The organism is Shewanella sp. KCT (assembly GCF_007636505.1).
GTDB lineage: Bacteria > Pseudomonadota > Gammaproteobacteria > Enterobacterales > Shewanellaceae > Shewanella > Shewanella halotolerans.
On record NZ_LVDJ01000006.1, the window covers coordinates 274,001 to 294,236 of the forward strand.

The window sequence follows — 20,236 nt, forward strand, 5'->3', positions numbered from 1 at the left end:
AGAAGACTTAGTCCATACAATCCATGGCTCATACAAGACTTGGCCCTTCAGGCCCGCTGGCTAACACCGGCGGGCTTTTACATGTGTTATGCTCAGCTAACTCCCAGTAACTGAGCCTTATCCGCTATCCCCATGTCTACACTCAAACGCCTGTGCCACCTCGTAAGCCTGGCCCTGTTGCTCGTAGTCCTCTCAGGCTGCTCAGATAAGCAGACAAGCCAGCCACCGCAGAGCCTCAAGCGTCTGGTGGAAGACAACTTGGTGGCAGGGCTGCTGGCAGAGGATGCCAGCCTGGCCATCACATTGAGTCGAAGTCGGGATCTCAGCGTCTGGACGCTGCCCGAGGGCAAGCAGCGCTTTCACTGGCCGGCTACCGCCTTCGAGCATCCGGGATATCAGCTGGCCATGTCGGGCAACAAGCGCTATCTAGCTTATGGCGGCAAACGCCAAATTACCCTGATAGATATCCAGCAGGGCAATATCCAGCTGACCTGGCAGGTCAACGGCTTTGACGACTACGCCAGCATCTCGACCCTGGCGCTCAATCAGTCGGGCAGTCGCATCGCCATCGGCATGAACGAAGGCAGCGTGATCTTGGTGGATTTCACGGCGCAGCAGTTTTCTCTGTTTAAACAACACGACGCCGAGGTGGCCTTCCTCGCCTTTGGCAGCTCGGATGAGCGCCTGTTATCGGCCGGCCATGATGGCAAGGTGCTCTGGTGGGTCAGTGGCAGCGGCGAGATAATAAAGCAATTCTCCCTGCCCCAGCGCATCACCAGCCTGGCGTTTGACGAGGCCGATAGGAGCCTCTTCTTCGCCGACAACCTGGACAATCATCAGCTGCTGGCATTCGACACAGGTGAGGCGCTGAGTAAGCTGAACTACTTCGAGCGCTACCGCTATTTTCGCCGCGCCCGCTTCATTCACAGAGGCGATGAGTTGATCACCGCCACCTCGAAACAGACAATCTTTCGCTGGCAGGTCGCCACCGGCAAAGAGCTAGAGCGCTGGCAGCTTACCCCCTTCTCCATGGGCACGACCGTCATGGATATGGTGAGCCATGGTGGGCAGCTAATCACCCTCAGCTCAGACGGTGCCCTAGAGTACTGGGAGTTAGACACTGGAAATTAAGCACTGGAAATTGAGTTAAGCACTAGCCCTTAGCTGTCGCTATTGAGCCCAAGCCGCTTGGCCAGCGGCTCTATGGCCGCCCCCTGCAACAGGATGGAGAAGAGCACGATGAAAAACACCAGATGCACCATCTCCACTGCCCCCTCGACACCGGCCGCCGCCGGGATCAGCGAGAAGACGATAGGGGTCGCCCCCTTGAGACCTATGGAGGAGATAAACAGCCGCTTCTTCCAGCTCGCCTGACGAAACGGCAGGTAACAGATCTGCACCGCCAAGGGGCGGGCAACCAGCATCAGTAGCGCCGCCGGAATAAGCGACAGGAAGAACACACTAAACAGGGTCTGGGGGAAGATCTGCAGCCCGAGTATGATGAACATCAGCGACTGCGCCAGCCAGGAGAGGCTGTTAAAGAAATGCCGCGTCACCTCCACGCCCCGGCGTATGCCGTTGCCCATCACCACACCACACACATAGGAGGCGATCAGGATATTGCCGCCGGCCAGCTCGCTGCCATAGGCCGCCAGCACAAAACTGGCGAGCACAAATACGGGGATCAGGCCATATTCCTCCAGATGTATGCTGTTCAGCGCCCACACCGCCAGCCTGGCCACCACGAAGGCGACGCCTATCCCTAAGGCGATCTGCAAGCCTAGCATCTGGCCTATTGCCCAGGCCGATACCGGCGCATCCGGCGCCAAAGCGATACCTGTGAGTATCATCACCATCACCAGGGCGACCGGGTCGTTGGTGGCCGACTCGAACTCCAGCACGGTATCCGTGCGCTCCTTGAGCTTGAGCTTCTTCGACTCCAGAATCGAGAACACGGCCGCCGCATCGGTCGAGGAGACCACGGCGGCAAACAGCAGGCAGATCACTAGGCTCCAGTCGGTCAACGGATAGAGGAGCGCCCCCAGAATAAGCGTGGTCAGCAGCACCCCAAAGGTTGCCAGCACCCCGCCCTCCTTGTAGGCCAGCTTAATGCTCTCCGTCTTGGTATTAATGCCGCCGACGAAGACGATCATGTTGAGGGCGACCGCTCCGACCGTGGAGGTCAGGGTGAGGTTATCGTAGACAAAATTAAACTCGCCATTGCCCAGGCTCAGGCCCACGCCCATAAAGATCAACAGACTGGGCAACCCCAGGGTCTTTGAGGGGTGATGCAACAGGATCCCCACGGCGATCAGCGCGGCGATCCCTAACAAGATAACCTGGTAGGACATAGGTCTCCTTCTGGCAGATGAATAGGCTGGGACAATGAGATTTGCCCCCCAATTTTAGCAGAGGATCTATTAATTGGAGATGAGTTAAATGATTGATTAACTGTTTTTAATTGAAAAAAAGCCCGAGCTGAGTCGGGCTTGCTTATCGCTATTTGGTCTTGGATGCCAGATAGGGCTTCACCAGCAGGAAGACCCCCACCAGCAAGAAAGGAATACTCAGCATCTGACCGGCGCTCATGGTCCAGTCCTGGGCGTAGGCCGCCTGCTTCACCTTGACGAACTCTATGGCAAAACGGGCACTGAACACCCACACCAGGAAGAGGCCGAACAGGGCGCCCTGCTTCTGCTTCATCTCTGTGGTCTTGTAGATAACCCAAAGGGCGATGAAGATGCTCAGGTAGGCCAGCGCCTCATACAGCTGGGCCGGATGGCGCGGCAACATGTCCACCCGCTCGAACACTATTGCCCAGGGCTTGTCGCTCGGCACGCCAAGGATCTCCGAGTTGACGAAGTTGGCCATACGCACGAAGAAGCCGAAGATGGCCGTGGCGATCGCCAGCCGATCCAGCAGGAAGAGGAAAGGTAGCTTCATCTTGCGATGGTAATAGTAGAGCGCCAGGATCGCCCCCAGGCCGCCGCCATGGCTGGCCAGGCCGCCTTCCCAGATCGCCAGAATCTTAGCCGGGTGCGCGAAGTAATAACTGGGATCGTAAAACAACACATGGGCCAGACGCGCCCCCACCACTATGCCGATAACACAGTAGATCAAGAGGTTATCCAGTGACTCCACATCCAGGCCTTCGCGCACATAGATGCGTTTCATCACCTGAAAGCCCGCGAAGATCGCGCTAGCAAACAGGACGCCATACCAATGTATCGTCAGCCCCATGAAAGAGACCAACACTGGGTCCATATTCCAAATAAAGTGATCCAAAAACCTAAACTCCCTCGCCTGAGGCCAATTGGCCTGGTGAATAACGCTGCTGACAGGCAGTTTTACGCGCTTCGACTTGGTTATTCAAGGTCTTGTGGCGATTTTCAACATGCAGATACAAAAAAGCCCGGAAGAAATCTCCCAGGCTTTTGGCGATGGTTCGCAAACCCGGGGGATTTAGTCCCCAGCTCGCAAACAAGCACGATTTAGTCCACTAGGCTCTCGAACAGCGTCTTAAACTTGGCCAGCCCCTCGGCCATGATCTCATCGCTGATGGTCAACGCCGGCAGGAAGCGGATCACGTTGCCATAGAAGCCACAGGCCAGCAGCACCAGGCCATGGGACGCGGCGTTAGCGATGATCGCCTGGGTCAATGCCGTGTTGGGCTGGTCACTGTCACCGTCGATCACCAGCTCCATGGCGATCATGGCGCCTTGATTGCGCACCTCGCCAATCAGCTGTGGATACAGCTCCCTGAGGGCAGAGAGCGCCTGATTGAAGATGTCGCCTATCTTAGCGGCGCGCTCCACCAGCTGCTCCTCTTGCATCACCTCTAGCACCGCCAGCGCCGCCACGCAGCCCACGGGTGAGCCACCATAGGTGCCGCCAAGGCCGCCCGGCAGCGGCGCGTCCATGATCTCACTCTTACCCACCACGGCGGCGAGTGGGAAGCCACCGGCGATCCCCTTAGCCATGGTCATCAGATCCGGCTCGACACCCGCGTGTTCGCAGCTGAACATCTTGCCAGTGCGACCGAAACCAGTCTGGATCTCATCCATCACCAGCACGATACCATGCTGGTCACACAGCGCCCTGAGCGCCTGTAAGAACTCTGGCGGCGCGGCGTAGAAACCGCCCTCACCCTGCACAGGCTCGACCACGATCGCAGCCACATCACAAGGAGCGATATCCACCTTAAACAGATGCTCGATCGCCTTGAGGGAGTCTTTCACGCTCACGCCATGGAAGGCCACAGGATAGGGCGCGTGGAAGATATCCCCGGCGAAGGGTCCAAACTGATGCTTATAGGGAGTGATCTTACCCGTCAGCGCCATGGTCAGGTTGGTGCGGCCATGGAAGCCACCGTTGAAGGCGATCACGCCGCGACGCCCTGTGTGGGCCCTGGCGATCTTGACGCAGTTTTCCACCGCCTCGGCGCCCGTGGTCACGAAGATAGCCTTCTTGTCGCTACCGCCGGGGGCAATGCGATTAAGCTGCTCCGCCAGGGCTACCGCCGACTCATAAGGGTTCACCATCACACAGGTGTGGCTAAAGTTATCCAGCTGCGCCTTCACCGCCGCCACCACCTTGGGATGGCTATGGCCAGTGTTACACACGGCGATGCCTGTGCCGAAGTCGATGTAGCGCTTGCCCTCGACATCCCAGAGCTCGGCGTTTAACGCCCGCTCCACATAGACGGGATAGGCGTTACCCTGTCCCCTGGCGATCGCCTGTACCTTACGCGCCTGTAATTCTGCGTTGCTCATCGTCTCTATCCTTACTTCTATTTATCCAAGCCACTATTTATCCAAGCCACTATTTATCTAGGCCACCGAGGCACAGGTATTTAATTTCCAGATAATCGTCCAGGCCATACTTGGAACCTTCACGGCCGTTGCCCGACTGCTTCACCCCGCCAAAAGGTGCGGCGGCGTTGGAGATGATCCCCTCGTTGACGCCCACCATGCCATACTGCAGCCCCTCGGCGACGCGGAAGATGCGGCCGATATCCCGGGCGTAGAAATAGGCGGCCAGGCCATACTCGGTATCGTTGGCCATGGCCAGCGCCTCAGCCTCGCTATCGAAGCTGATGATAGGGGTGACGGGACCGAAGATCTCGTTGCGGGCCAGCGGCATCTCGTTGGTCACATCTGTGACAATCACGGGTGCCAGGAAGCTCTCGCCCAACTCGCTAGGCTGACCGCCGGTCACCAGCTTGGCACCGCTTGCCACAGTGTCATCCACCAGCTTAAGCACGTTTTTCACTGCATCTTTGGAGATCATAGGGCCGACGGTCACCCCATCGCCCAGGCCATCGCCGAGCTTGAGATTGGCCACGGCGGCAGTAAATTTTTCGGTAAAGGCCGCGGCGACCCCCTTCTGCACGAAAATACGGTTGGTGCAGACACAGGTTTGTCCGGCGTTGCGATACTTTGAGATCAGGGCGCCCTGCACCGCGGCATCGATATCGGCATCGTCGAACACGATAAAGGGCGCATTGCCCCCCAGCTCCATCGAAACCTTCTTCACGCTGGTCGCGCATTGGGCCAGCAAAATCTTGCCCACGGCGGTAGAGCCGGTGAAGGTAAACTTGGCCACGTCCGGATGCTGGGTCAGCACCTTGCCCATGCCCACGGCATCTTCGCCCACCACTATGTTGAACACCCCGGCAGGAATACCGGCGCGCTCGGCCAGCTCGGCCATCGCCAGTGCCGACAGCGGCGTCAGCGGTGAGGGGCGCGCCACGAAGGTGCAACCGGCAGCCAGCGCAGCCGCCGCCTTACGGGCGATCATGGCATTGGGGAAGTTCCAGGGGGTGATAGAGGCCACCACGCCCACTGGCTGCTTGATCACCAGAATACGCTTGTCGTTGGCCGGTGCCGGAATAGTGTCGCCGTAGACACGCTTGCCCTCCTCGGCAAACCAGTCGATAAAGGCGGCGCCATAGGCGATCTCCCCCTTGGCCTCGGCCAGCGGCTTGCCCTGCTCCAGGGTCAGCAAGCGGCCCAGATCTTCCTGGTGCTCCATCATCAGGTTGAACCATTTACGCATCAGGGCGGCGCGCTCGTTGGCCGAACGCTTAGACCACTCCGGCAGTGCCCGCTTGGCGGCTAATATGGCCTCCTGGGTATCCTCGAGACTGGCATCAACCACCTGGGCAATTACCTGCTGGCTGGCCGGATTCACCACGTCGAAGCGCTGCTCGCCCGCCGTCCATCTGCCATCGATATAGGAGGAAAGTTTGATTAACTGAGTGTCTTTAATTCCCTGCATAACAGTTCCCTGCATAAATAGTTTGAATCTAAAGGGCTACGCCAGAGCTTGAATCAAGACGGGCGCGCTAATTTCTCTATTGAATAGCAAAACTAACTCGGGTTAAATACCAAATATTCAACAAAAAGTTTGAAGCCTATAAAACTAATGAGCAAACAGTCCATCATCCCTAAGGCGATCACCGAATACGATCTCAGATTACTGCGCATCTTTCGCACCGTGGTCGAGAATGCTGGCTTCGCCGCCGCAGAGAATGAACTCGGGGTCACCCGCTCCACTATCAGCGTGCACATGTCGAACCTTGAGAGTCGAATGAAGCTTAAGCTGTGTAGCCGGGGACGGGGCGGATTTGCACTCACGGAGGCGGGCCAGGCCGTGTATCACGCCTGCATCGAACTATTCGATTCCCTCAACGATTTCTCGATGTTTGTTAACAACTTGGGGGAAGAGTTGATCGGCGAACTGGTGATCCTCTGCGCCGATCAGCTGGACTACGGCATGCAGCAGAAACTGGCCCAGGTGATCGCCTACATACACCAACGCCAGCCCCAGCTACACCTTATTCTTGATGGCGAGGCGCTGCACCAGATTGAGAAGTCGCTGCTACAGGACAAGGCCCACGTCGGCCTCTTGCCCAGCTATCAACAGATCCAGGGCTTAAACTATCAAACCATCTTCAGCGAGCCCATCTACCTGTGTTGCAGTGCCAAACATCCCTATTTTCATCTGAGCGACGAGGAGATCAGCGCCGAGATGCTGGCCAAGACCCCCTCTATCCACCCAGGCGTCGATATCGACCCCGAGGGCAGAGAGCAGCTCAAACGCCTCAACCTGTCGGCCAAGGCGTATCAGTTTGATACTCGTAAAACCTTAATTCTATCGGGTTGCTACATAGGTTACCTGCCCCTTAGCTACATACAGGAGGAACTGAAACAGCAGGAGATCAAGATCATTCACGGGGATGAGGCCTGTTACCAGTTCAACCTCTCCATGGTAGTCAAGCAGTCGGCGCGTGAGAGCGCCAAGGTAGAGCTGCTGACCCATGCCTTCAACGAAGTGTTTGGCCTGGAGCCGGGCAGTGAATCAAAAAAGGCCGCGGCCACACCTTAGGTAGCCGCCTAAGGCATAGACCGCAGCCAAGATGTCCTATGACCATCAACAGCGACATCAAAAGCAATATCTAATCAAACATTAAATATAATCAGCGGCCATCCCGGCCGCGCAAGCACAAACAATTTGATAAAGGGCCCCACGCCTCAAATGGTGCAGGGAGCGTAAGACGCAGGGCCAGGACTCGCTTTACGTTTTGGTTAACCCATTAAATACCCAGGGTAAACTTATACTTGATATAGAAACGGGTATCGGTCAGATCCTCTCCATTGTCATAATCCACAATGGCGTGTCTCGCCCGCACACTTAAACCTTTCATCAAACTATCCAGTGAATAGCTGACCGAGAAGTTGGTTTCGCTAAAGTCACTGCCCGAAGTCTCAGGCACATCGAAATCACCATAGAAGACGTAAGCGCTCAGCCCTTTTGCCCCCAGCTTATCGAAGTCGTAGGCCACTCTCAGGGCATTGACCGTCTCGTTGGCACGGGCCGATTGATTGACCTGCAGGATCACCACCTTGTCATCACCCCAAGGGGTCAACACGTTATCATCCCCTGTCTTGGCATACATATAGGTGAGGTTTACTCCGGCATATTTTAGGCCGAGGTGCGCGCCATACTGATAGGTATCCAACTCGCCGGCGGTCTCCTTACCAGAGGATTGCTGGGTTAGATAAGAGGGGGTGACATAGAGGTTGGCATCCCCGACATTCATCGACAGATTCAGTTTCACAAAGGTCTGATTGAAGACATCTTCCATGCGGTAGTGCCAGAGATCGGCAGCGCCTTTCACGCCATCGAACTGCAACTTGTATTTGCCGCCCAGGGCATAGACAGGGTTATCGGCGACTTCGACGACCTGACCTGTCGTGCGTCTCACCTCACCGGCGACAGCCTCTGCCACTGTCACAAATTGATTGTCGAACCACCCCATGGAGTCAGTGATATAGAGGGCCGAGAGGGTGAGATTATCGACGCTATTGTTATAGGCGGTAAAGCCACGGAAGGTGCGGGGAATGGCGCGGATATCATGGGGGTTCATCATAGGGGTACGCAGCTCTTGCGCACCATATTTAAACTTGGTGTTCCACCACTCGCCCTGGATGAAATACTCCTGCAGGCGATTCACGTTCTCGTGATTCGGTCCCACCAGGCCATAGAAGCTATCCGAGTCATTGGTCCACAAGGAGTTGGCCGAAGCAAAGCTGGTGCCTATGCTGATGCCATTGACGGCGGCAGTGTTGTAATAGAAGAGTCCACCCAGCGAGGTATCGTGCTTGGTATTGGTGTCTCCGTCGAAATCACGGGTAAAGTCGAAGAGTCTCAACTCGCCCCGCAAGCTGCCTTGACTGAACATCTGATCTAAACTGGTGTCAGCGGCAGCCGGTAGCGCAATAGCTGACATCACCAATAGCGATAAATAGTTTTTTTTCATCATCTTATTTCCCTGTCTCTCGAATAAGTCCGACATCAAGCAGACCTTTGAGAGAATCATTCTTTTGTCGTTATTCGTCGCTGCGCAGCAACACCAAGCCTGAGGTCACCCTTGTCCCTTCGGTGACACTCGATTACATAACGCCAACAATTTAACGTTATACGTTAAATGTACGACATTTAAATTTGGCGGTATATTGCATCGATTGAGATATGAACAGTCGCTCACGGATTTATGTAAAGTGGGGAAAGGGTCACTTTTGTGATAATCAATTGTTAAAAATTGCTAACGCGACTATTGAATTTTTGCGGCCGGGGCTGCTAGGGGAAATAGTGGTAATTCAGCATGAACTACTCAGAAGATGACTAGCTATGATATAATTTTCATCCACTTAATTTTATGGAATTTATCTTGAACACTTTTCAGCCAATCAAACAGGTCAAGGCCTCTGAAGAGGTGTCTAATCAGCTCAAACAAGCCATTTTCCAAGGCAAGTTTAGTGTCGGCGATAAATTACCCTCAGAGCGGGAACTGATCGAAAGTTTCCAGGTGAGCCGCACCGTGGTGCGCGAAGCGATCAAGAGTCTTGAAGCGAAAGATCTGGTAGAGATCAAACAGGGAGCCACCGGCGGCGCCTTTGTAAAAGCCCTCACCTTCGAGCGCCTAAGCAACGACTGTAAGGATCTCTTCTTTCTCGGCCAGATGTCGTTTAGCGAGATCTGCCAGGCAAGATTGGCCATCGAGCCGATAGTGGCCGGCCTCGCCGCAAAATACTGTACCCAAGAGCAGGCCACTCAGCTGCGTGAAGCCAATGCCCATGAGAGCGACAGCCTGGCCTACCCAGAAACGGTATTTCTGCGTAGCCGAGTCCATTATCTGTTGGCCGACATGTGCCAGAACCGTTTCCTGATGGCGATAGACAAATCACTGATCCAACTGGTTGCCTCTATCGTCCAGCAATTTCAGCCCGATACCGACAAGATACACCCGGCGGGCCTGCATAACTCTATCGTAGATGCCGTCATCGCCGGCGATGAAAAAGCGGCCGAAGAGGCGATGCGTAGCCATCTCACCGAGTTTATCGGCCTGTTAGCGGGAATCGAAGAGGAATACCGCAACAGCCGCTAGCCAATGGTTTGAACAGTTATGGCGTCTTTACCGAAGACGCCAGCCTAACGCTAAAACTTCTCCAGCAGCGACTCGTCGAAATCCTCAGGGCCGATATTAAGCCCAAGCTCGGCGATGCGCGCCTTAACCGCCTCTAGCTCCTTATCGACCTGGCTCAGGGTCAATGTGTTGTCATCCAGCAGATAAACCAGTTTCTGGCTGCTGAAATAGAACACCTGTATGGAGAGGGCGTCGATGTCGTTGCGCTCGCCCGCCTGCTTAATCTGCTTAAACTTGCGGTAGATGCGGTTCTGCAGCGCCTTGAGCCTCGACACATAATAGATCTCGCGAAAGTATGCTTTGTGGCGCTGTTGGTAGAGCCCCAAGGCGCAGACGGCAAAGCCTATCAACACGCCGAAGAAATTCAGGTGCAGGTTGCCGGTCGACTCGCCGCTGACCACCTCCTGATTGCCAAACAGGGCGATCAACAGCTGCCCAGATACCAGAGACAGCAAAGCCAAGCTGGCGATAAACACCGCGATCACCCGATTTAAATGCTGGCGATAACGCGCCTTATCCACCTCGACTAACATCATTTTTTCGATTTCCAATCCGTTTTAGCCTAAGCAAGCCTAGCATGAGTAATAAGTTAAGTGACAGTTTTAACACGATAAAAAATTTGATCTCTCGGCTTAAGCTAGGCAAGTTAATAAATTGTTACTTCAAGATGTTAACAGGCTTGTCAGAGGATTTAACAGCAACCAAACATTTAGCAGTAAAAACATCTAGACGTCTAAATTGACAGACGTCTTTCGATCTCATATCCTCTCACCTATTGAGATGTCCCATTTCGCAAAAAAGCGAGAGGTTCCAGCTAGGAGGGCAAGGGAACGAGCATCCAGTTTTAATGACACGTCTCCACGGGGACGTTTAGCGAGAAGAGAGAGCGTTTTGACAACACCAACACAAACCACGGCCCCCAAGGCATCGTTTATCGCCCTGCTGCCACTATTCCTGTTTCTGGCCCTGTTTATCGGTGCCGGCGTCTATTTCCAAAGCCAGGGCGTCGACTTTGCCTTCTATCAGCTGCCGAGCGTGGTCGCCATCCTGCCCGCCATCATACTGGCGCTGCTGATCTCGAAAGAGAAGCTGAACCAGAGCATAGAGACCTTCATCGGCGGCATAGGCCACTCCAACATCATCGCCATGTGTCTCATCTATCTGCTAGCAGGTGCCTTTGCCTCTGTGGCCAAGGCCACTGGCGGCGTAGATGCTACCGTGGCGCTGGGCCTGTCGCTTGTGCCCTCTAACCTGCTGCTACCCGGTTTCTTCGTGATCGCTGCCTTCATCGCTACCGCCATGGGTACCTCTATGGGCACCATAGCCGCGGTTGCTCCCATCGCACTGGGCGTGGCCGAAGAGGCACAGATCGATCTGGCGCTGATGGCCGGGGCAGTGATCTCAGGTGCCCTCTTTGGTGACAACCTGTCGATCATCTCTGACACCACCATCGCCGCGACCCGCACCCAGGGCTGTGAGATGAAAGACAAGTTCAGAGAAAACCTGATCTTCGCCATTCCCGCCTCGCTGATCACCCTGGTGGTGTTCACCCTGGCCGCTCAAGGCCAGGCCGATGTGGCGCCGCAGCAGATAGATTTTCTTAAGGTTGTCCCCTACCTCACCATCTTGGTACTGGCGGTCGCCGGGCTAAACGTGTTCGTGGTGCTGACCGTGGGCATCTTGCTGGCAGGCATCACCGGCTTTGCCACCCTGGACTACGGCCTGATCCAATTTGGTAAGGATATCTATGCCGGCTTTAGCAACATGCAGGAGATCTTCATCCTCTCCATGCTGGTCGGCGGCCTGGCGGCCCTGATGCAGCAACAGGGTGGACTGGCATTTGTGAGCAAGCAGATTGAGAAGCTGATCGTCCGCTTCTCCAGCGCCAAGGGCGAGGCCTCGACCCGCGCCTCTGAGCTGGGCATGGCAGGCATAGTCGCCCTGACCAACACCTGTGTGGCCAACAATACCGTGTCTATCGTGGTGACCGGCGATATCGCCAAAGATCTGGCCGAGAAGCATGAGGTTACCCCTAAGCGCGCCGCCAGTATCTTGGATATCTTCTCCTGTATCATTCAGGGCTTGATCCCTTACGGTGCCCAGGCGCTGCTGATCGCCTCCACCTTCAGCATCAGCCCGCTGCAGGCGGTTGCCCACGCCTGGTACTGCATGATCCTCGCCATAGTCGCCATCGCCATAGTGGTACTGCGCAAGCGTCACTAAGCTGAATTTGTGCGCCCTGATCATGGGCGCACGGATCAATTTGTGACAATCCTCACCTTAACAGTTCCACTCTATGGGGGTTTTCACTTAAACTAATGCCATAGGGATATAATTGCGACGCAGTGAATTAGGTTAAGCATTTACTGAAATTAGCCATGCGTCGAAACGAAAGGAGTACCAAAAATGTACTCCTTTTTTATATTCAAAAAATAACAATAAATGGCATCGCTATGGCCCTACACCAACCCATAAACTATGACCTGCAACGCATGGTGGTCTTCACCATTCTGACCGGTGCGCTCATCTCTGCCCTGGGCATCTCTATCTCCCTGTTCGCCAAGTTCCAGGTGATGGGACTAGAAGCCTTTAACCAGCGGCCGGATCTGCTAGGCAACTATGTGGACTCCCCCCTGGCCTATATCTTCAACATGGGACTTATCCTGGCAGGCTCTTGCATACTGCTGGCCATGTACGGCCTGTTGCAGCTCAAGCTGGGGCACTTTGGCAACTATATCGCCTTCGCTGGCTTTGTGGTGGGGGTGACCATCATCCTCATCGGCATCTACCCCATCAACTACCTCAAAGAGCACAGGCTGTTTTCCACCATCTTCCTGATCGCCACCATCATCCTCTATTTCCTGACCCTCTCGGCCAGGGTCAACCATAAGGCAATCTGTTCGACGCCGCTGTTTATCGTCAGCGCCCTGGGCCTGACGGCCGCCAGCAGCCTGGCCCTCATGGTAGATTGGGGGATACTCGACTTCGCGCCCTGCAGCCACCACGACGGCTCTATTTGCGGCGTCGCCTTTGCCATGTGGGCCCAGACCAATCTGGTGATGATCTGGTGTGTCACCCTGGCGCTCACCATCAAGAAGCTCGCCAGACACAGCTATCAGGACAACCTGATCAGCCAAGTCTCGGCCCACGGCTAGGCGCGTCGATGCGCCTCGCCCAGTACCTGGCCTTAACTGGACTCTGCTCGCGCCGCGCCGCATCGAGACTGATCCGCGACGGGCGAGTCAGCCTGGACGATCGGCTCGCCAAACACACTGACAGCATCGAGTTGATAGAGACGCCCGCAGGCACACAGGCATCGCTCAGCGTCTGTGTCGATGGCGAGCCTCTGCCCCCTATCGCCGACAAGGCCTACTGGATATTCAACAAGGCGGTTGGGACAGACTGCCGCCTGCTGGCAGAGGATACAACCAGCCTGATCCATCTGCTGCCACAGCAGCCGCGACTCTACCCCGTGGGCCGGCTGGATAAAGACTCCAGGGGGCTACTACTACTCACTAACGATGGCGAGCTGACCCAGCGCCTGATGCACCCCAATTTTGCCCACCACAAACGCTACCATGTCAGGCTAGACAGGCCCTTCGATGATGATTTTGTGGTTAAGATGGCAGCAGAGGTCAGCTATAAGGATGTCACCACACTGCCCTGTCAGGTGACACGCCTAAGCCCAGACAGCTTCGAGATTGTCCTCACCCAGGGGCTCAACCGCCAGATCCGCCGCATGAGTCAGGCCCTTGGCCACAAGGTAATAGACCTTAAACGCGTCGCCATCGAATCCTTAACCCTGGGCGATCTGCCAGAAGGCGAGATGCGACCGCTAACCCAGGCCCAATTAGACGGGCTTTGGCGCGATCTTGCCTAACCGCCTATAGCCAACTCTTGGCTAACTCTTAGCTAACCCTTAGCCGAATGCCAGCGCAATGTAGTCAGCCTCCTGTTAGCCAGCACTTCATCTAAGCTCCTCTCGCCTAATCCCCATCTCACCTCTCACCTCTCACCTCTCACCTCTCACCTTTCACCAAAGCCGAGCCAGAGCCCAAACCCAAGCCCAAATCTAAGCCTAAACCCAAGCCCGCTCAAAATTTAAGCAACAGCTAAAGTAATGGTTAGCGCACCAGCTTGCAGCATCCACTTAACCACTCGCACTATCCCTCTGCTCACAACCAAAAAATAACCAACTGTTTTTATTGCAATAAGTTAACTATCTGTATAGTGGCGCTCAAAATCACACCGTTTTGTGAAGCACAGCAAAGATGTCACCTTTAAGGCTTTCGACCAATTGTCATATATCATACATTTAAAAGGCGGAGTTTAAATTTGGTTTCCCAAGTTTGCCGCTAATTTGAGTTAAAAAAATAAATATCATGGGGCAAAACCCAGTCTGGTGCCTTTCCCTAGCCAGTCAAAGCGCGCAAGACAAAGGCATCAAAGGAGTATGAGATGAGTAAAGAGTATCCACAGAAATCGAAAGAAATTGACCAATACACAGCCAATGTCCTGCAACATGGCATCTCACGCCGGAGCTTTCTGACCCGCGCCGCCATGGGCACGGGCGGGTTAGCCTTCGCGGGTATCGCCGGCACGGCAAGCGCCTCAGAGGCGCCTGGCCAAGAATACGCACAGATAGGCAATGCCTCGCTGGAATTTATGCCTAAGCCCAAGCCAATCGCCGACAGCGAGATCGCCTCGACCCAGACCTTCGATGTGGTGGTGGTTGGTGCCGGCGCATCGGGCGTACCCGCCGCACTTTCAGCCAGAGAGAATGGTGCTAGCGTTGCCGTGCTGCAAAAGCAAGCCATAGTCGTTTCTCAAGGCAACACAGGTTCAGGCCTAGACCTTAAGAAGTGTGACAAAGCCGGTGTTGAAGCCCTGGTTAACCGTCTAATGGCGGATAACGCTCACCGCAGTCACCCTGAACTCATCAGAAGCTGGGCTTATAACTCAGGTGAAGCGGTGAAGTGGGTACTTGACCGCGCCAACAAAGGTGGGGCTAAGGGTGTAGACCAAGGCACTAAGCCACAACACGGTATTCATGGCATTACTGAGCACTCGCTGGAATTCGTCACTTCATACTTCGGTCCTAAGCCATACACCGCGGGCGACGGTATGCGTGCCCTGGCGAAAACCGCTGAAAAAGCCGGTGTTAAGTTTTTCTTCAACACCCCTGCACAACAGCTGATCCAAGATGAAACCGGCAAAGTGATCGGCGTTATCGCGCAAAACCGCGATGGTAAGTACCACAAGTTTATGGCGAAGAAAGGTGTCATTCTTTCTGCCGGCGACTACCAGAACAATAAGGCGATGTGCGACTTCTTTATCCCAGATCTCAAGAACTTCGAACGCAAGCAGATGGACCGTACCGGCGACGGTTTCGCCATGGCCTACTGGGCGGGCGGCGTGATCGAGCCTGCGGGTCACACTAAGATGCTTCACGACTTCGACGCGGGTCCGGCGGCAATGTGTGATATGCCATTCCTGGTGGTTAACGGTAAAGGTGAGCGCTTCGTTAACGAGCAGGTAGAAATGTCATTAATGAACAACTACCTACGTGATGAAGTTAACCAAGGTCGTTACAACCAAATCTTCGACTCTAACTACATGGAGCAGTCAAAAGACTGGCCAGGACGTGCATACACGCCTGAAGAGTTAAAGCATTACATGCCAGAAGTTGAAGGCGAAAAGAAAGGCGTTTACCCATCTCAAATCAATACCTTTGTCGCTGACACGCTAGAAGAGTTGGCAGAGAAACTCGGTTGTGATCCTAAGACTTTCGTTAAAAACGTTAACCGTTACAACGAGCTATGCAAGACAGGTAAAGATGACGACTTCGGCAAGGCGCCAAGCAAGATGGCTCCTGTACTGAAAGCGCCTTTCTACGGTATTCACCGCCGCATGCGTATCTCGGCTATCACCTCTGGTGTACTGGTTGATGCGAATCATCAGGCATTGGATGCAGATGGTAAGCCAATCGGTGGCCTGTTCATCGTCGGTAACATGGGCGGTGGCTTCTACGGCGGGGTCGACTATCCATTGACAGTGTTTGGCCTCTCATTGGGTCGTTGCTACACCTTCGGTTACTTGACCGGCAGACACGTCGCCAAGTTATAACAGGCTGAATCTATTACGGATGCCCGAGCATAGGGCCATCTTGCAAATGATAGAATGGAATAGAAAATGAAAAACGTAAAATTAATCAATATGATACTAGCCGTTGCCTTGAGCTTATTTGCCAACGCAACATTTGCCAAAGAATTGCCACTACTGGATCAGACCCACCTAGAAGCCGGCATTAAGTGTGCGAGCTGTCACGGCAAGGCCGAGCCTCGTCAGGCCGTGACCATGATGAAGTGCGTCAAGTGCCACAACACCCAGAAACTGGCGAAGAAAACGGAGAACTTCAAACCGACCAATCCCCATAAGAATCGCCACTTCGATACAGAAACGGATTGTACTAACTGCCACAAGGTTCACCAGAAATCTGAGAACTATTGCACCGGCTGCCACAATCGATTCGATTTCGTGGTGCCCTAGCAGGCTGGGTTAAACAAGCATCTCTGTAAACAAAACCACCTCGTTAAGAGGTGGTTTTCCCCTGGAAAAAGGCGAGCCACTCACCCCCCCCCCATCATCTTCCCCTATCCCTTAAGACCGGGTGAGTGACGCGCCTTTTATCAAGACACGCGCTTTATCAAAGTGTGTTTTATCAAAGTGCGCTCTATCAACTTTCGCTTGGCAGCCAGTTGCCTGCAATTCACCAGCTGCCCATCACCATACTAGCCATATCCCAGTTAAATCCCCTGGATTGGTGACAGGTCACATTCCCTGTCATAAGCCAGCGCTATAGTGATTATTGCGCGAGAAAACGATATAAGAATAAAACTCACTAGGGGGTTACATGACATCGACAGAAACGAGCGAACAGATCACAGAGAAGCAGCGCGGATTTTGGCTAAGCGCCTTCTTAGTCCTGATGTTTATCGCCAATCCACTGACCGCCATCACCTACTTCGCCAATCCACAAGCCATCACAGAGATCTACCCCAGCGCCAGCACCGGCATACTCTATTTTCTCGGACTAATGAGCCTGGTGAATGTCGTCCTGGCCGCCATGATCTGGCGATGGCAGAAGCTAGGCGTATATGGATTCTACTGCGTCATCGCCATCGGATTTGTCATCAACCTCTATATCGGCATAGGCGTTATGGGCTCATTGACTGGGCTGCTCGGCGGCGTGCTCGTCTTCGTGACCACCAAGAAACGATGGGAACATTTTTCTTAAGCACTAGCCTGCTTAAGGGGGGCTTTGTTGGGGGGCCTTTGTTGGGGGGCTTAGTTGGGTGGATAGTCGCTAGAGTAGCTTCCGGCTTAATGTGTATTGGGTTGGTGATTGAAGGTCGAACCTTCATGGCTAGCTAACGCCTGCCCGGCGGGTGCAGTACATGAAGGTACCAATGTCGTGATCACATGGTCAGTGATGCTCCCTGCATCAGGCCGACATTCTCCATATCCCTATGAGTCAGATATGAAAGAACAACGTATATGCAGATACGCCTGCGACACGCTGTACGCCATCTAACCTCCAAGGATGGAGGGAATGCGGAAAAATGTCAGGAACATATTTGGCCCTGGCTGCTCTGCGAAATCATCTGACCTACATGGATGTAGGGAATGCCGAAAAATGTCAGGAACATTTTCGGCCCTGAAAACGAAGGTCACCGGCGTATCTACACTCGGTATCCAACATCTCTTCGATTTGGCTTTACTGGTATCTATGAGGTCTTTGTCTTTGTTTCTTGATGAGGTATTTGTTAGTGATGTAGTTCATGGACTCAGGCATAGAATCCAGCTAGGCTAATTTGGCGTTTAATGGGTTAATTGAATAAGGCTCTGCGATGATAAAAAAGATAACACTTCTTACCTCTGCATTATTACTCACAGCTTGTAGCTCGACCTATCAACACTCGGCGCTACAGGCCCCCATTGCCAAGTTAGATCCCGCCAAAGGCGTATTAATCGCCATGCCCAAAGATGGCTGGTATGGCAACCAGGAATATCGTAACTCAGGCCGAATGACGGCCAATGCTGTCCGAAGCGCCTTCTCCAAATACACAAGTAAGGTCAGTATCGCGGCCAATTGCCTGGATGATGACTGCCTAAAACAGCTCGATGCCAATCAGTTTGGTTACTTCGTCAAACCTGTCATTCTTCACTGGGAAGACAGGGCAACAGAATGGTCAGGGATACCAGACACCATAGAGATTCAGCTTATCGTCTTGGATGCACAGACCAAGCAAGAGATCGCCAATGCGTCATACACAGGCAAGAGTAAATGGGCAAGTTTCGGCGGCGATCATCCGCAGGATCTCTTACCTGAGCCCACCAATGAATTTGTGAGTAGCCTATACAAATAGGCTGTGGGCTTATGCTCGAGTATCAGGCTGAATGATTATTTAGTAGGTATTTGAAGGGCTAACCTTCATTGTTATCTAACGCCTGCCCGGCGGGGGTTGTGCAGATACGCCTGTGACACGCTGTGCGCCATCCCTGGCCGCTCTGCGGTTTCATCCCTGAAACCGAAGGTCACCGGCGTATCTACACTCGGTATCCAACGTCTCTTCGATTTGGCGGTGTTTAGTAACTCCTAAGACGATAATTTGGGTGTCCTGCTTTTTCCTCTTCTAACCACCATACAGCTTTTACAAGGATACTTCGAAAACACCGATTTCTAGGAAAAAGAGCAAAATTTTGCGCGATTTCTATATGGTGCATTTGATAGACAATTGATAAGCTCTTTTAAATACAATTAGTTAAGTGTGAAATTTCACAATTGTAATAAAATAAACGCGTATGCACACTAATAAAACATTGAGGATCAGTAGGAGTTATCACTCATGGGACGAAAACCAAGATGGAATCTAGAATCAACTGACAGAGGCGTGGCTATATGTCGGCTTAGCTCATGGAAGTATTTTTCCGACTATATAAACCAAGAATTGCTTGATCACACTAGTTACGTGTTTCGTGGTCACGCAGATGCCTCGTGGAAACTGGAGCCCACATTAGACCGGATTATAAAGAGTCCCACTTCACCCAAAAGGGCTGCGCATCTAGAAAAGTTCATGTACGAGGTCAGAGGAAGAAGAGGACCTAATCCACCACTTATAGAAGATGAAAATGATTGGTGGGCGTTAGGGCAACATCATGGTCTTCATACTCCTTTGCTTGATTGGACTGAATCACCATTTGTGGCTCTATTCTTTGCAGCTTCTAGTGCACAAAGATTAAAAACAAACAATTTGGCCGTCTTCGCTTTTTTTCAAGACTCTGCCAGAAAGTTTAATGCCGCTATCGAAGATGATCGATATGTAGAATTGGTCAACAAGCGAAAACCTACAGTCAAAGTAGTCAAACCTCTCACTGACGAAAATAGCAGACTGGTGAGTCAGAGGGGATTATTCACACGTGGACCCAATAATATGGATCTCGAAACATGGGTACAAAAATACAACACGTATAAAGGAGGTGAAATGACCATGATAAAAATTCAGATGCCCACTACAGGAATTCAAGATTGCCTTCGTTATTTAAACCGGATGAATATAAACGATTCGACTTTATTTCCAGACCTGGGTGGTGCATCTGATTACACTAACAAGCATCTGGTAATTGGCAAATACTAATTCCAAACAAGGTGCTTCTCTCGATTGAACATTCATTCGAATCTGATGAGTTAACGCTAAGTATCGATCTCATTACTATCCAAAGATAAATGAGCTTTTGATTTTTGGATTGCGCCAATACGGTCAAATTGAAGAGATGGATAATTCGGTGTAAACATGCTTTTGGCCTTCGAAATCAGGGATGATTTCGCAGAGCATCCATGGATGATGAGATGGACACCTCTTGTAAAGTCGGCGTCAAAAGCGCCATATTGAATTTGCGAGTTCAATATCAACAAAAGGTGTCCACTATGAAAGTTACTCTAATTGGTATCGATTTGGCAAAAAATGTCTTCCAAGTTTGTGGTGTGAATCAGGCTTGTAAATCTGTATTTAATCGTGCACTTCGTCGACATCAACTTATGGCGTTTTTAGCCCAATACCCTGATGTAATCATAGCTATGGAGGCTTGTAGCGGGTCAAATTACTGGGGAAGAAGCTTAAAAGCTCAAGGTTATCAAGTAAGGTTAATTCCCCCTCAGCATGTGAAGCCTTTTGTCAAAGGTAA

General features: G+C 52.9%; 18 protein-coding genes. 12 read left to right on the forward strand and 6 right to left on the reverse strand.

Features of this window, described 5'->3' with window-relative positions:
* The first annotated feature begins 132 nt into the window (after positions 1–132).
* Positions 133–1,131, forward strand: a complete 999-nt coding sequence (locus AYI87_RS11245; RefSeq protein ID WP_144202139.1) for a WD40 repeat domain-containing protein — start codon at positions 133–135, stop codon at positions 1,129–1,131.
* 29 nt (positions 1,132–1,160) lie between these two features.
* On the opposite strand, the gene AYI87_RS11250 is transcribed toward AYI87_RS11245, so the two are convergent.
* The 4 genes from AYI87_RS11250 to AYI87_RS11265 all read right to left on the reverse strand — a co-directional run bounded on the left by AYI87_RS11250 (position 1,161) and on the right by AYI87_RS11265 (position 6,279).
* The gene (locus AYI87_RS11250; RefSeq protein ID WP_144202141.1) at positions 1,161–2,351 is read right to left on the reverse strand and encodes a potassium/proton antiporter; all 1,191 of its coding nucleotides are present in this window, start codon (positions 2,349–2,351) and stop codon (positions 1,161–1,163) included.
* 148 nt (positions 2,352–2,499) lie between these two features.
* Positions 2,500–3,264 (reverse strand): prolipoprotein diacylglyceryl transferase, encoded by a 765-nt coding sequence (gene lgt / locus AYI87_RS11255; protein ID WP_409928971.1) that lies wholly within the window; start codon positions 3,262–3,264, stop codon positions 2,500–2,502.
* Positions 3,265–3,491: 227 nt separating this feature from the next.
* A complete protein-coding gene (gabT, locus tag AYI87_RS11260; RefSeq protein WP_144202145.1) occupies positions 3,492–4,772 on the reverse strand; it encodes a 4-aminobutyrate--2-oxoglutarate transaminase in 1,281 nt (426 codons plus the stop codon).
* A gap of 49 nt (positions 4,773–4,821) precedes the next feature.
* Complete coding sequence (locus AYI87_RS11265; RefSeq protein ID WP_144202147.1) at positions 4,822–6,279, reverse strand: NAD-dependent succinate-semialdehyde dehydrogenase; 1,458 nt, start codon at positions 6,277–6,279, stop codon at positions 4,822–4,824.
* A gap of 147 nt (positions 6,280–6,426) precedes the next feature.
* Here AYI87_RS11265 and AYI87_RS11270 point away from each other — a divergent pair, with 147 nt between their 5' ends.
* Positions 6,427–7,389 (forward strand): LysR family transcriptional regulator, encoded by a 963-nt coding sequence (locus tag AYI87_RS11270; RefSeq protein ID WP_144202149.1) that lies wholly within the window; start codon positions 6,427–6,429, stop codon positions 7,387–7,389.
* Positions 7,390–7,597: 208 nt separating this feature from the next.
* Here AYI87_RS11270 and AYI87_RS11275 read toward each other — a convergent pair whose 3' ends face one another.
* The gene (locus AYI87_RS11275) at positions 7,598–8,827 is read right to left on the reverse strand and encodes an OprD family outer membrane porin (RefSeq protein ID WP_144202151.1); all 1,230 of its coding nucleotides are present in this window, start codon (positions 8,825–8,827) and stop codon (positions 7,598–7,600) included.
* 408 nt (positions 8,828–9,235) lie between these two features.
* Between AYI87_RS11275 and AYI87_RS11280 the strand changes: the two genes are divergently transcribed.
* Complete coding sequence (locus AYI87_RS11280) at positions 9,236–9,952, forward strand: FadR/GntR family transcriptional regulator (RefSeq protein WP_260865127.1); 717 nt, start codon at positions 9,236–9,238, stop codon at positions 9,950–9,952.
* Between the two features lie 50 nt (positions 9,953–10,002).
* On the opposite strand, the gene AYI87_RS11285 is transcribed toward AYI87_RS11280, so the two are convergent.
* Entirely contained in the window at positions 10,003–10,527 is a 525-nt protein-coding gene (locus AYI87_RS11285) for a DUF3087 family protein (protein ID WP_144202155.1), read from the reverse strand.
* A 355-nt stretch (positions 10,528–10,882) separates the two neighbouring features.
* Here AYI87_RS11285 and AYI87_RS11290 point away from each other — a divergent pair, with 355 nt between their 5' ends.
* The 9 genes from AYI87_RS11290 to AYI87_RS11330 all read left to right on the forward strand — a co-directional run.
* Positions 10,883–12,214: a Na+/H+ antiporter NhaC family protein gene (locus tag AYI87_RS11290; RefSeq protein ID WP_144202157.1), complete on the forward strand. Its 1,332-nt coding sequence runs from the start codon at positions 10,883–10,885 to the stop codon at positions 12,212–12,214.
* Positions 12,215–12,444: 230 nt separating this feature from the next.
* Positions 12,445–13,146 carry a DUF998 domain-containing protein gene (locus AYI87_RS11295; RefSeq protein WP_041406726.1) on the forward strand — a complete coding sequence of 234 codons (702 nt, stop codon included), beginning with the start codon at positions 12,445–12,447 and terminating at the stop codon, positions 13,144–13,146.
* A gap of 8 nt (positions 13,147–13,154) precedes the next feature.
* A complete protein-coding gene (locus AYI87_RS11300) occupies positions 13,155–13,871 on the forward strand; it encodes a 23S rRNA pseudouridine(2604) synthase RluF (RefSeq protein ID WP_144202159.1) in 717 nt (238 codons plus the stop codon).
* Positions 13,872–14,449: 578 nt separating this feature from the next.
* Entirely contained in the window at positions 14,450–16,117 is a 1,668-nt protein-coding gene (locus tag AYI87_RS11305; RefSeq protein ID WP_144202161.1) for an FAD-binding protein, read from the forward strand.
* A gap of 66 nt (positions 16,118–16,183) precedes the next feature.
* Entirely contained in the window at positions 16,184–16,540 is a 357-nt protein-coding gene (locus AYI87_RS11310) for a cytochrome c3 family protein (protein ID WP_144202163.1), read from the forward strand.
* A 364-nt stretch (positions 16,541–16,904) separates the two neighbouring features.
* Positions 16,905–17,288, forward strand: a complete 384-nt coding sequence (locus AYI87_RS11315; RefSeq protein ID WP_144202165.1) for a hypothetical protein — start codon at positions 16,905–16,907, stop codon at positions 17,286–17,288.
* Between the two features lie 613 nt (positions 17,289–17,901).
* Positions 17,902–18,420, forward strand: a complete 519-nt coding sequence (locus tag AYI87_RS11320) for a DUF4823 domain-containing protein (protein WP_144202167.1) — start codon at positions 17,902–17,904, stop codon at positions 18,418–18,420.
* A gap of 480 nt (positions 18,421–18,900) precedes the next feature.
* On the forward strand, positions 18,901–19,689 hold the full coding sequence (locus AYI87_RS11325) for an FRG domain-containing protein (protein WP_144202169.1): 789 nt from the start codon (positions 18,901–18,903) through the stop codon (positions 19,687–19,689).
* A gap of 290 nt (positions 19,690–19,979) precedes the next feature.
* The coding region (locus AYI87_RS11330; RefSeq protein WP_144202171.1) for a transposase at positions 19,980–20,236 on the forward strand (257 nt) is incomplete at its 3' end.